Annotated in this window: 11 protein-coding genes; 6 read left to right on the top strand and 5 right to left on the bottom strand. The window is 72.4% G+C overall.

The window, feature by feature from the left end:
- Positions 1-10: 10 nt before the first annotated feature.
- The 5 genes from OP86_RS00585 (at position 11) to OP86_RS00565 (ending at position 6,826) form a co-directional block, all read left to right on the top strand.
- Positions 11-898, top strand: a complete 888-nt coding sequence (locus OP86_RS00585) for an FAD binding domain-containing protein (RefSeq protein ID WP_030056424.1) — start codon at positions 11-13, stop codon at positions 896-898.
- A complete protein-coding gene (locus OP86_RS00580; RefSeq protein ID WP_030056423.1) occupies positions 895-1,380 on the top strand; it encodes a (2Fe-2S)-binding protein in 486 nt (161 codons plus the stop codon). Before OP86_RS00585 ends, OP86_RS00580 begins: the two co-directional genes overlap by 4 nt.
- Positions 1,377-3,743 (top strand): xanthine dehydrogenase subunit D, encoded by a 2,367-nt coding sequence (pucD, locus tag OP86_RS00575; RefSeq protein ID WP_051829504.1) that lies wholly within the window; start codon positions 1,377-1,379, stop codon positions 3,741-3,743. Before OP86_RS00580 ends, pucD begins: the two co-directional genes overlap by 4 nt.
- A gap of 285 nt (positions 3,744-4,028) precedes the next feature.
- Positions 4,029-5,510: an NCS2 family permease gene (locus OP86_RS00570; RefSeq protein WP_030056422.1), complete on the top strand. Its 1,482-nt coding sequence runs from the start codon at positions 4,029-4,031 to the stop codon at positions 5,508-5,510.
- A 101-nt stretch (positions 5,511-5,611) separates the two neighbouring features.
- Complete coding sequence (locus OP86_RS00565) at positions 5,612-6,826, top strand: XdhC family protein (RefSeq protein ID WP_051829503.1); 1,215 nt, start codon at positions 5,612-5,614, stop codon at positions 6,824-6,826.
- Between the two features lie 46 nt (positions 6,827-6,872).
- On the opposite strand, the gene OP86_RS00560 is transcribed toward OP86_RS00565, so the two are convergent.
- Positions 6,873-7,169: a hypothetical protein gene (locus OP86_RS00560; protein ID WP_030056420.1), complete on the bottom strand. Its 297-nt coding sequence runs from the start codon at positions 7,167-7,169 to the stop codon at positions 6,873-6,875.
- A gap of 171 nt (positions 7,170-7,340) precedes the next feature.
- Here OP86_RS00560 and OP86_RS00555 point away from each other — a divergent pair, with 171 nt between their 5' ends.
- The gene (locus tag OP86_RS00555) at positions 7,341-7,634 is read left to right on the top strand and encodes a hypothetical protein (RefSeq protein ID WP_030056419.1); all 294 of its coding nucleotides are present in this window, start codon (positions 7,341-7,343) and stop codon (positions 7,632-7,634) included.
- Positions 7,635-7,747: 113 nt separating this feature from the next.
- On the opposite strand, the gene OP86_RS00550 is transcribed toward OP86_RS00555, so the two are convergent.
- From OP86_RS00550 to OP86_RS00535, 4 genes are all read right to left on the bottom strand, one after another.
- Positions 7,748-9,505, bottom strand: a complete 1,758-nt coding sequence (locus tag OP86_RS00550; RefSeq protein ID WP_030056418.1) for an SDR family oxidoreductase — start codon at positions 9,503-9,505, stop codon at positions 7,748-7,750.
- Entirely contained in the window at positions 9,502-10,437 is a 936-nt protein-coding gene (locus OP86_RS00545) for a M24 family metallopeptidase (RefSeq protein WP_051829502.1), read from the bottom strand. The genes OP86_RS00550 and OP86_RS00545 overlap by 4 nt, the downstream gene beginning before the upstream one ends.
- 13 nt (positions 10,438-10,450) lie before the next feature.
- Positions 10,451-11,557, bottom strand: a complete 1,107-nt coding sequence (locus OP86_RS00540) for a PDR/VanB family oxidoreductase (RefSeq protein ID WP_030056416.1) — start codon at positions 11,555-11,557, stop codon at positions 10,451-10,453.
- 133 nt (positions 11,558-11,690) lie between these two features.
- Positions 11,691-12,605, bottom strand: a complete 915-nt coding sequence (locus OP86_RS00535) for a metal-dependent hydrolase (RefSeq protein ID WP_030056415.1) — start codon at positions 12,603-12,605, stop codon at positions 11,691-11,693.
- Positions 12,606-12,751 lie beyond the last annotated feature (146 nt).

The following is a 12,751-nucleotide window of genomic DNA, read 5'->3' as shown; positions in this document are numbered from 1 at the left end:
AGACACCCGCATGGAGTTCCTTCGGCCCGCCACCTGGGACGAGGCACTCGCGGCGAAGGCTGAGTACCCAACCGCGCTGCCCATCTCGGGCGGTACGGACGTCATGGTCGAGATGAACTTCGACGTGCACCGGCCATCCGCGATTCTCGACCTGAACCGCATCACCGAGCTCACCGAATGGTCCAACGACGGCAGCGTCGTCAAGCTCGGCGCCTCGGTCCCGTACAGCCGGATCATCGACGAGCTGTCCGGGCCGCTGCCCGGGCTCGCCCTGGCGGCGCACACCGTCGGCTCGCCGCAGATCCGCAACCGCGGCGGCGTCGGCGGCAACCTCGGCGGCGCCTCCCCGGCCGGTGACGCCCACCCCGCGCTGCTGGCGGCCGGGCGGGACGTGTTCGTGGAGGCGGCCTCGGTGCGCGGCACCCGGATGATCCCGATCGACGAGTTCTACGTCGGGGTGAAGCGCAACAGCCTGGAGGCCGACGAGCTGATCCGGGCGGTGCACATCCCGGTGGCGGACGGCCCGCAGCAGTTCTCGAAGATCGGCACCCGCAACGCGATGGTGATCGCGGTCTGCGCGTTCGGCTTCGCCCTCCACCCGAAGAACGGAACCGTCGGCACCGGCATCGGTTCGGCCGCCCCCACGCCGCGCCGCGCCGTCGAGGCCGAGGAGTACCTGCAGGGCGTGCTCGCCGAGCGCGGGCTCTGGGAGTCCGGCGAGCTGCTGGGCGCCGAGGTGGTCCGGCGCTTCGGCGAGCTGGTGAAGGCCGCGGCCTCGCCGATCGACGACGTCCGGGGCACCGCCGAGTACCGGCGCCACTCCCTGGCCGTGATGGCCCGCCGGACCCTCACCTGGTGTTGGAACGACTACAGCAAGCAGATCAGGAGCGCGGCATGAGGGTCACTTTCACCGCCAACGGCAAGCCGGTCGAGGCCGACGACGTGTGGGAGGGCGAGAGCCTGCTCTACGTGCTGCGCGAGCGGGTCGGCCTGCCGGGTTCGAAGAACGCCTGTGAGCAGGGCGAATGCGGTTCCTGCACGGTCTACCTGGACGGCGTCCCGGTCTGCTCCTGCCTGGTCGCGGCCGGCCAGGTGCAGGACCGCGAGGTCCGTACGGTCGAGGGCCTGAGCGGGGAGGACGGCGAGCTGGGCCTGGTCCAGCAGGCGTTCATCGACGCCGGCGCCGTCCAGTGCGGCTTCTGCACCCCCGGCCTGCTGGTGCAGACCGACGCCCTGCTGGAGCAGGACGCCCAGCCCAGCGACAACGACATCCGCGAGGCGCTGTCCGGCAACCTGTGCCGCTGCACCGGCTACGAGAAGATCATGGACGCGGTGCGGCTGGCGTCGGCCCGCAAGTGCGCCGGGAAGGCTGCGGAATGAGCACTCGGACCATCCAGGGCCAGAAGAACCTGCAGAACATCAACCAGGCGTCCAAGGACGGCATCGGCGGCTCGCCGCTGCGCCCGGACGGCAACCTGAAGGTCAAGGGCGAGTTCGCCTACTCCTCGGACCTGTGGCACGAGGACATGCTGTGGGGTATGGCGCTGCGCTCGCCGCACCCCCGCGCCAACATCCTCTCGGTGGACATCTCCGAGGCGCTCAAGGTGCCCGGCGTCTACGCGGTGCTCACGCACGAGGACATCCCCGGCTCGAAGTACTACGGCCTGGAGATCCAGGACCAGCCGGCCCTGGCCATCGACAAGATCCGGTACCACGGCGAGGCGATCGCGCTGGTCGCCGCCGACCACCCGGAAACGGCCCGCCGCGCGGTGAAGAAGATCGCGGTCGAGTACGAGGTGCTCACCCCGATCGTCACCGAGGAGCAGTGCCTCGACCCGGAGACGTACGGCTACGTCCACGAGCCGCACGAGTACAAGTCGCACGCGTACGGCAACATCTGCCACGAGCAGAGGCTGGTCTCCGGCCGCGGCGTGACGGACGAGGTGCGGGCGCTGGCGGACGTCATCGTCAGCGGCGACTACGAGGTCGGCATGCAGGACCAGGCCTTCCTCGGCCCCGAGTCCGGCCTCGCCGTGCCCGCCGAGGACGGCGGCATCGACCTCTACATCGCCACCCAGTGGCTGCACGTGGACCGCGAGCAGATGGCTCCGGTGCTCGACCTGCCCGAGGAGAAGGTCCGGCTGACCCTGGCCGGCGTCGGCGGGGCCTTCGGCGGCCGCGAGGACATCTCGATGCAGATCCACGCCTGCCTGCTGGCCCAGCACACCGGCAAGCCGGTCAAGATCGTCTACTCCCGGGACGAGTCCTTCTACGGCCACGTGCACCGCCACCCGGCGAAGATGCACTACGAGCACGGCGCCACCCGCGACGGCAAGCTGGTCTTCGCCGACTGCCGGATCGTGCTGGACGGCGGCGCCTACGCCTCCGCCTCGCCGGCCGTCGTCGGCAACGCGGCCTCGCTCGGCCACGGCCCGTACGTGATCCCGAACGTCGCCATGCACGCCATCGCGCTCTACAGCAACAACCCGTCCTGCGGGGCGATGCGCGGCTTCGGCGCGGTGCAGGCCGCGTTCGGCTACGAGTCGCAGATGGACAAGCTGGCCGTCGAACTGGGCATGGACCCGGTCGAGTTGCGGCAGCTCAACGCGATGTCGGAGGGCGACTTCATGCCCACCGGCCAGCAGATCGACTCGCCCGCGCCGGTGGCCGAACTGCTGCGGCGGGCCAAGGAGATGCCGCTGCCGCCGCCGCTGGACACCGAGCACCTGGACGTGCGCCAGCTGCCGGGCGCGCTGTCCAACACCTCGCACGGCGAGGGGATCGTGCGCGGCGTCGGCTACTCGGTCGGCATCAAGAACGTCGGCTTCTCCGAGGGCTTCGACGACTACTCCACCGCCCGGGTGCGGCTGGAGGTGATCGGCGGCGAGCCGGTCGCCATGGTGCACACCGCGATGGCCGAGGTCGGCCAGGGCGGCGTCACCGTGCACGCCCAGATCGCCCGCACCGAGCTGGGCGTCGAGCAGGTCACCATCCACCCGGCCAACACCGAGGTGGGGTCGGCCGGTTCGACATCGGCCTCGCGGCAGACGTACATGACCGGCGGCGCGGTGAAGCTGGCCGCCGAGGCCGTCCGGCGGGAGCTGATCGAGAAGGGCCGCCGGCGCTACGGCTGGACCCACAAGGACATCACGCTGGCCGGCGGCAAGGTCGTCTCGGAGAGCGCCGGCGTGCTGGTCCCGATGGTGGACCTGCTCGGCGACGAGGCCATCGACCTCACCCGCGAGCACCACCACCGGCCCACCCAGGCCTTCGACAAGGAGACCGGCCAGGGCTTCGGCCACGTCCAGTACACCTTCTGCGCCAACCGCGCGGTGGTGGACGTGGACGTCGAGCTGGGCCTGGTCAAGGTGGTCGAGCTCACCGCAGTCCAGGACGTCGGCAAGGCGCTCAACCCGCTCTCCGTGGTCGGCCAGATCCAGGGCGGCTGCACCCAGGCGCTCGGCCTGGCGGTGATGGAGGAGATCATCGTCCGGGACGGCAAGGTCCGCAACGCCTCCTTCACCGACTACCTGATCCCCACCATCCTGGACACCCCGCCGATCCCGGTGGAGATCCTCGAACTGCCCGACCCCCACGCGCCGTACGGGCTGCGCGGGGTCGGCGAGGCGCCGACCGTCTCGGCGACGCCGTCCATCGTGGCCGCCATCCGCAACGCCACCGGTCTCGCACTCAACCGGATCCCCGTCCGGCCGGAGCACCTGACCACCGAACAGCCCGGCTGAACCACCGAACAGCCCGGCTGAGCCAGGCAGTTCGCGCTTCCCCGGGGCGGCGACCGTCTTCCCCGCCGCCCCGGGGCACCCCCACACGCCCCCACACGCCCCCACACTTCCGCTGCCCTGCCCACGCCGGGGTCAGCAGCGGTGCGCACCACCCTCAGAGCACCGCCGGCACTGCCCTTGTTCGAGTGCCCCCACAGTGAGTCGATACGTCCCCCTATGCCGCTCATGCGCCGGTAGTCAGGTCGGCTCGCCCACCCCAACCCCCTTTGACACTTGGGAGTGGACATGCCCAGGATCCCCACGGAGCCCGGCACCACCGAAGACAGACCCACCGCGGACGACACCCACCCGTCGTCCACGGCCCCACGCCCGACGAGCGCGCTGGACGCCTACTTCAAGATCTCGGCCCGGGGATCGACGCTCGCCAACGAACTGCGTGGTGGCCTCACCACCTTCATGGCGATGGCGTACATCATCCTGCTCAACCCGCTCATCCTGAGCGGCGCGGACGTCACCGGCGTCAAGCTGGACCACGCCGCACTGACCACCGCCACCGCGCTGGCGGCCGCCGTCACCACCATCCTGATGGGCGTGGTCGGCAACGTGCCGCTCGCCCTCGCCGCCGGCCTCTCGGTCTCCGGAGCGGTCTCCGCGCTCGTCGTCCCGCACACCACCTGGGCCCAGGCCATGGGCCTGTGCGTGATCTACGGCCTGCTGATCGTGCTGCTGGTCGTCTCCGGACTGCGCGAGAAGATCATGAACGGCATCCCACTGCCGCTCAAGCACGCCATCACCATCGGCATCGGCCTTTTCGTCACCGTGATCGGCCTCTACAAGGCCGGCTTCATGCACACCGGCGGCCCCACCCCGCTGTCGCTCGGCCCGACCGGCGAACTGGCCGGCTGGCCGGTCCTGATCTTCTGCGTCACGCTGCTGGCGATCTTCGTCCTGATGGCCCGCGGCATCCGCGGCGCCATCCTGATCGGCATCGCCGGCGGCACCGTGCTCGCGGTGATCGTCAACCAGGTGGCCCACGTACCCGCCGCCGCCTGGAAGAACTCCGTCCCGGTGTGGCCCGGCAGCCCGGTCTCGGCACCCGACTTCAGCCTGTTCGGCCACGTCGACCTGTTCGGCGCCTTCGGCGGCCGGGGCATGGGCGCGATCAGCGCCTCGGTCGCGGTGTTCACCCTCGTCCTGGCCGGCTTCTTCGACGCGATGGCCACCATCATCGGCGTCGGCACCGAGGCCGGACTGGCCGACAAGCAGGGCCGGATGCCCGGGCTGTCCAAGGCGCTGTTCATCGACGGCGCCGGCGGCGCGGTCGGCGGCCTGGCGGGCGCCTCCGGCCAGACCGTCTTCGTCGAGTCCGCGACCGGCGTCGGCGACGGCGCCCGCACCGGGCTCGCCTCCACCGTCACCGGCGGACTCTTCGCGCTGATGCTGTTCTTCTCGCCGATCGCCGGCATCGTCCCGGTCGAGGTGGCCTCCGCCGCCCTGGTCGTGATCGGCTCGATGATGATGAGCCAGGCCCGGCACATCGACTGGTCCGACCGCGAGGTGGCCATCCCGGCCTTCCTCACCTGCGTGCTGATGCCGTTCACCTACAGCATCACCGCGGGCGTCGCGGCCGGCGTCATCTCGTACACGGTCATCAAGGCCGGGGTCGGGCGCTGGCGCGAGCCCGGGGTCCTGATGTGGATCCTCACCGGGGTGTTCGTGCTCTACTTCGCGCTCACGCCGATCAAGTCCTGGCTCGGCGTGCACTAGCCGGTCCCGCACGACCCTCCCGAAGCACCGCCGCCGTACGGGATCGTTTCCCGTACGGCGGCGTCCCCGCTACTGTCGAAACCGTGTAAGGAGCCACCGCCATGCAGGACATCGCCGAGCAGCTGCAGGCCTGGCACGCGGCCGGGCGTTCCTTCGCCGTGGCCACCGTGGTCGGCGTCTCCGGCAGCGCTCCGCGCGACCCCGGGGCGGCCCTGGCCGTGGACACGGACGGGGAGGCCGTCGGCAGCGTCTCCGGCGGGTGCGTCGAGGGCGCGGTGTACGAGCTGTGCCAGGCCGCCATCGAGAGCGGCGAGCCGGTGCTGGAGCGCTTCGGGTTCAGCGACGAGGACGCCTTCGCGGTCGGGCTGACCTGCGGCGGGATCCTCGACGTCTTCGTCCAGCCGGTCGTGCCCGGGGCCGACGCCGGGCTGGACGCCGGGATCGCGCACATCGCCGCCGGCACGCCGGTGGCGCTCGCCCGGGTGATCGCCGGGCCCGGCGGGCTGCTCGGGGCCGCCCTGTCCGTCACCGCCGACGGGCACACCGGGGCGCTCTCGCCGACCCCCTCGGTGGTCGGCGGCCTGGAGCGGGCCATCGTCGCGCAGGCCCGGGCGATGCTGGACGCCGGACGCACCGGCCGGCTCGTCCTCGGACTGGACGGGCGCCCCTGCGACGAACCCGAGCGGGGCACCGTCACCTGCTTCGTCGAGTCCTACGTGCCCGCGCCGCGGATGCTGGTCTTCGGGGCGATCGACTTCGCGGCCGCGGTGGTGCGGATCGGCACGTTCCTCGGCTACCACGTGACCGTCTGCGACGCCCGGCCCGTCTTCGCCACCACCCGCCGCTTCCCCGAGGCCGACGAGGTCGTGGTCGACTGGCCGCACCGCTACCTGGACTCCCAGCTCGACCGGATCGACGGACGCACCGTGCTCTGCGTGCTCACCCACGACGCCAAGTTCGACATCCCGCTGCTGGAACGCGCCCTGCGGCTGCCGGTCGGCTACGTCGGCGCCATGGGCTCGCGCCGCACCCACCGGGACCGCCAGGCCAAGCTGCGCGACGCGGGACTCACCGAGACCGAGCTGGCCCGGCTGCGCTCCCCCATCGGCCTCGACCTGGGCTCCCGCACCCCCGAGGAGACGGCGGTCTCGGTCGCCGCCGAGATCATCGCCCACCGGCGCGGCGGCAGCTGCCTGCCGCTGAGCGCCGGGGACGGGCCGATCCACCACGACGTGTCCGTCACCGAGGTCCCCGTCAGCGACGTGTCCGCCGCTGCGGGGGAGCCTGCCGAGAGCCGTTCACCGCACGCTGCGTGACCGCTTCACCACAGCACCGGCGGCACCACATCAGCGCGTCGGCGCGTCAGCACACCACGCGGTGGGCCTCGAAGATCTGCGGCGGGGGGTCGGTCGGGATGCCGACGTCCTGGAGGATCGGCGTCAGCACCTCCGCGAAGCGGTTGAAGGCGTCCCGGGACTCCCACACGTCCGTCACGTGCCAGCCGGTGGCCGTCGGACCGGCCACGTGCGACACGATCCCGCTGACGGGCAGGTCGGACTGCACGTTGAAGCCGAATACGTTGCCGGTCAGGACCTTGATCACCGAGTCGTACTGGTCCTGGGTCACACCGGGAAGGTCGAAGACGACGACGATTGCCATGAAGGGGTTCCTCTCCACTGGTCTCCATCGGGCGATGGCGTTACCAGTGCAGCCCGGGGCGCGGCGGCCTGCCACTCACCGGACCCCGAGCGGGTGGCGTTGCATGGCCACCGGGGCGGCGGGACGCTGGAGTTGCGGACTCACCCCGAGCCCGGGGAAGGAGCGGGGACCATGCGCGCCCTGCTGGAAGTCACCCTCGACACCGAAACCTCCAACAAGCTCATCACCGACGGCTCGATCGGCCCGACCCTGGAACAGGTCATGGGCCAACTCAAGCCGGAGGCGGCATACTTCTTCGCCCGCAACGGCCGCCGGGCCATGCTCTTCGTCCTCGACGTCCCGGACGAGTCCTCGGTGGTGACCACCTGCGAGCCGTTCTGGCTCCAGCTCGGCGCCGACGTCCAACTGCACATCTGCATGAACGCCGACGAGCTGCGCGAAGGGCTGTCCCGGCTCAGCCGGTAACGGCTGCTCGCCCATGGCCGGTCTCCGGCAAGCAGAGCGGGACCTGCGATATCAAGAGCATGCCTAGCTGATATCACAGGTCCCGGTAGCCCGGTCAGGTGACGTTCACCGGATCAGGTGACGTTGAGGCGGGCGGCGAGGCGGAGCAGGGCGGGGCTGAGGCGGGAGAGGAAGCGGGCGGCCTTGGCCTCGGGGGTGACGGGGACGACGGGCTTGCCGGTGCGGACGGCGGAGACGATCGCGGTGGCGACCTTCTCCGGGGGGAAGCCGCGGCGGGCGTAGAGCTTGGCGGCGCGGGCCTGCTTGGCGGCCTGCTCGTCGGCGCTGGTGGCGGAGAAGGTGGAGGTGCGGGTGATGTTGGTGTTGACGATGCCGGGGCAGATGGTGGAGACGCCGATGCCGTGGCCGACGAACTCGGCGCGCAGGCAGTCGGAGAGCATGAACACCGCGGCCTTGCTGGTGGCGTAGGCGGTGAGCGCCTTGGACGGCAGGTAGGCGGCGGCGGAGGAGACGTTGACGATGTGGCCGCCCTGGCCGCGGTCGGCCATCAGGGTGCCGAAGGCGCGGCAGCCGTGGATCACGCCCCAGAGGTTGACGTCCAGGACGCGCTGCCACTCCTTCTCGGTGGTCTGCAGGAACGTCCCGGAGTGGCCGATGCCCGCGTTGTTGACGATCACGTCGGGCACCCCGTGCTCGGCGGCGACGGTCTGCGCGAACCCGTCCACCGCGGCGCCGTCGGAGACGTCCACCCGGTAGGCGTGCGCCGGCGGGCCGATCAGCGAGGCGAGTTCGGCGGTACGCTCGGCGGCCGCGAGGTCGAGGTCGCAGACCACCACCCTGGCGCCCTCCTCGGCGAAGGCGAGCGCGGTGGCCCGGCCGATGCCGCTGCCGCCGCCGGTGACGACCACCAGCCGGCCGTCGTCCAGGGCCGGGCGGTCGGCTGCGGTTTCACCGGTGTGCCCGGTCTCGGTACGGGCAGTCTCGACGCGGCTGGTGAACTCGCGGACCATGCCCGCCACGGTGGCCCCCTTCTCCAGCAGCGCCGACCAGTGGCCGGCGTGCAGCGTCCGGCGGGTCAGCTCGGGCACCCAGCGCTCCAGGCCGTCGGAGAGGTAGGTGCCGACGTAGCGGTCCCGGGTGAGGGTGATCAGCTGGACCGGCACCAGGGTCGTCCGCTCGCGCGGACTGCCCATGGTGGGGCGGAAGTTGGCCCGGTACAGCTCGATGCCGCGGATCGCGTCGCGGCGCAGGCTGCGCTGCGGGTGGTCGGCGCGCGGGGTGACGTGCTCCAGGTCGCGCAGCACCCGCGGCCAGGCCCGGGCGAGGCCGAGGCGCCAGACGCCGGGGCCGAGGTAGGGCAGGTGGAAGGCGGTGATGTACCAGGAGTGCAGGCCCTGGTGCAGCAGCTGCTTGAGGTGGCGCGGGGTGGGGCGGCGCAGCCGGTGGCGCAGCCAGAACCCCATGTGGTCCAGGCTGGGGCCGGACATCGTGGTGTACGAGGCGATCCGGTGCTCGGCGCCGGGGGCGGTGACGGCCTCCCAGGACTGGATCGAGCCCCAGTCGTGGGCGAGCAGGTGGACCGGTCGGTCCGGGCTGACCGCGTCGGCGACGGCGAGCAGGTCCTCGGCCAGCCGCTCCAGCCGGTAGCCGTCCCGATCCGCGGGGACGCCGGACTCGCCGGCGCCGCGCACGTCGTAGCGGACCACGTGGTGGTCGCGGGCGAGGTCGGCGGCGATGTCGTCCCAGACGGCGTGGGTGTCGGGGTAGCCGTGGACGAGCAGGACGGTGGGGGCGGTCGGGTCGCCCTGCTCGAAGACGGCGAGCGGCAGGCCGCCGGAGTGGACGGTCCGGCGGCGGGTCGGGGTCGTCATCGGGTGGCCTCCTGGGCGGCGGTCGGCTCGGCGGTGGCGGTGGGCTCGGCGGTCGGGGTCGTCTCTGCGGTCGGGACGGCTGCCTGCTCGGTGGTGGCGGTCCAGCGGCGGACGTGCGGCAGGTCGTCGTCGAGCCAGTACGCGTCGTCCTCGGTCACCACCAGCAGTTCCTCGAACTTGACGCCCACACCCCGGAAGCCGATGTGCGGCTCGACCGCCCACAGGCCCGGGGTGGGCGCGTGGCGGGACGACCGGCCGTCCGCCCAGAGCGGTGAACGGCCGTGCAGACGCTCGGAGATGAGCTCGCGGCCGAGGGTCTGCAGGGTGCGCACGCCGAAGCCGAGGACGTTGACCCCGGCCGGTCCGCGGGCGACAGTGCGGGTGACCTGGTGGCCGATCACCCGGCCCGGGTAGACCTGGTGGCGGTTGTCGTAGCCGTGCGCGGCGAGCTGGGCGTCCACGGCCGCGTACACCTCGTCGAGCGGCTTGCGGGCGCGCACCTCGGCCAGGATCAGCTCGCGGTAGACCCGCAGGTCGGCGGCGAGGCGGTCCCAGACCCGGTTCTCGCCGACCTTGCCGCCGAAGCCGATGTCGGCGGTGTAGCCGTCCACGACGGGCGCGCAGTCCAGCACGTACGGCATGCCCTCCTCCAGGCGGCGGTTGCCGGCGAAGAACTGCAGCGGGGTGTGGAAGTGCCGGAAGGCCGTCCGGTCCCCGAACCAGGCGAAGGGGACGTGGAAGAAGTCCTGCACCCCGGCGGCGACCAGGCGGCGGCGCAGCTCGGCGGTGGCCTGCCGTTCGGTGACGCCGGGTTCGATCCAGGCGGCGACCTCTTCGGCGCAGTGGTAGGCGAGTTGCTGGGTCTCGCGGAAGCGGGCGAGGTCGCGCTCGGTGTAGCGGAAGGCGGGGTTCGCTGTCGCCGTCGGGGGCATCGGAGGACTCCTTCTAGACGTCGAGCACGAGGGTCTCACCCTCGGCGGCCCGGGAGACGCAGGGCAGGAGGGAGCCGGCGGCGCGCTGCTCGGGGGTGAGCCGGCGGTCCCGGTGGTCGGGCGGGCCGGCCAGCAGGCGGACCTCGCAGGTGCCGCAGAAGCCCTGGTGGCAGGAGTACGGGAGGTCGGGGCGGGCCTCGCGCAGCACGTCCAGGGCGGAGCGGTCGGCGGGCACGTCGAGCGTGGGGCCGTCGGCGCCGAGGCGGACGGCGAAGGGCTCGCCGTCGGTGATCGGGGCGGCGCCGAAGCGTTCGAAGTGCAGGGAGGCGCCCGGCCCGCCGGCCCCCACCGGGCCGCCGTCCAGGGCCCGCTGCACGGCGGTGAGCATCGGGGCGGGGCCGCAGCAGTAGACGGCGGCGCCACGCGGGGCGTGGGCGAGCAGTTCGGCGCCGGTGGGGACGCCGCCGTGCTCGTCGTCGGTGCGCAGCACCACGCGGTGCGGGTCGAGGGCGCGCAGCTCGTCCGCGTACGGGAGGGTGTCGGCGCTGCGGCCGACGTGCACCAGGCGCCAGTCCAGGCCGTGCCGTTGCGCCTCGCGGGCCATCGGGAGCAGCGGGGTGATCCCGATGCCGCCGGCCAGCAGGAGGACGGCGGGCTCGGCGCAGAAGGCGAAGCCGTTGCGCGGGCGGCGGGCGGTGAGCCGGGCGCCGGGGTGCAGGGTGTCGTGGACCTCGACGGACCCGCCGCCGCCCTCGGGCAGCCGCCGGACGGCGATGCGGTAGCCGGCGCGGTCGGCCGGGTCGCCGCTGAGGGAGTAGTGGCGTTCGCGGCCGGAGGGCAGGACGAGGCGCAGGTGGGCGCCGGGCTGCCAGGCCGGCAGCGGGCCGCCGGAGGGGTCGGCGAGCTGCAACTCGATGACGTCGGCCGCGAGTTGGCGGCGCGTGGTGACGACCAGCTGCAGTGGCGGGAGGGGGCGGCTGAGCGGGCGGCGGGGGTTGCGGCGCAGCAGGGGGCCGCCGAGGGCCTGCACGTAACGGTCCTGGATCGCGGTGAGGCGGCGCAGGAAGCGGTCCTGGCGGGGGCGGCCGTAGAGGTCGGGGGGCGGGGTGAGCAGGTCCATCCGGCGGGGTCCTTGGGTGGGGAGGAGGGCGAACGGATGACAGGTGACAGCTTTCAGATGACAGATGACGTCATCTGTCATCTGAAAGCTGTTCGCTGAAAGCTGTCATCTGAAAGCCGTCGGCTGAAAGCTGTCAGCGCCCTGCGGCCGCGCGGGCGGCCGGCGAGGTGGCCAGATAGCCGAGCGCCTGACTGGAGGAGCCCTCCTGGGTGGGGTGGTAGCCGGGGCGCAGGTAGCGCAGGCCGGAACGGAACGACGCGACCGGGTCGGGCAGCAGGCCGCGCCTGGTGATCCGGTACGCCTCGCGCCAGCTCGGGCGCAGCCGCCCGGCGAGGGTCGGGTCGGCGGCCAGCAGGAAGCGCACGCCGCGCACCCAGAGGTGGACCAGCAGCGGGCCGGCCATCGCCATGGTGCGCACCCGGCGGGCGTATCCCGGGTCCAGGTGGACCAGCAGGTCGAAGGCGACGCTGCGGTGTTCGACCTCCTCGGCGCCGTGCCAGCGCAGCAGGTCGAGCATCGTCGGGTCGGCCTTGGCGCGGTCCAGCCCCGGGGAGTTGAGGATCCAGTTGCCGAGGAAGGCGGTGAAGTGCTCGATCGCCGCGATGGCCGCGACCCGCTCGATGAGGGCCTCGCGCCGCTTCGCTGGGGTCAGCCACGGCCGGTCGCCGAGCACGCGCTGGAAGACCCAGGCGACCTGGCGCACGTACGGCCGCGGGTCGAGCCCCTGGCCGAGCAGGTGGTCCAGGACCTCCTGGTGCGCCTCGGCGTGGACGGCCTCCTGTCCGATGAACCCGAGGACCTCCTCGCGCAGCTGCTCGTCCCGGATGAGCGGCACGGCCTCCTTGAAGACCTTGACGAACCAGCGCTCGCCCTCGGGGAGGAGGAGGTGCAGCACGTTGAGGATGTGGGTGGCCATCGGCTCGTCCGGCACCCAGTGCAGCGGCAGCTGGGCCCAGTCGAAGCGGACGTCCCGCGGCTCCAGGACGAGGCTGTCGTGCACCCGTGCAGCGGGGGCGGCGAGCGCGGGAACGGGGGTGGGGCGGGGCATGGCAGGCCCTCCTGACCTGGGGGCGACGGCTCGGCTCAGGGAAACGTACTCGCGGGTAGCGGAGGGTACAAGGGTTCCGGCCTCTCTTATCGACATCGAGTCTAATAAGTGATGTGCACCCGGAGACGGCCGCGGAAACACGCGGG

Source organism: Streptomyces novaecaesareae (assembly GCF_000716875.1).
Lineage (GTDB): Bacteria > Actinomycetota > Actinomycetes > Streptomycetales > Streptomycetaceae > Kitasatospora > Kitasatospora novaecaesareae.
This window is presented reverse-complemented; position numbering and strand designations above follow the sequence as displayed.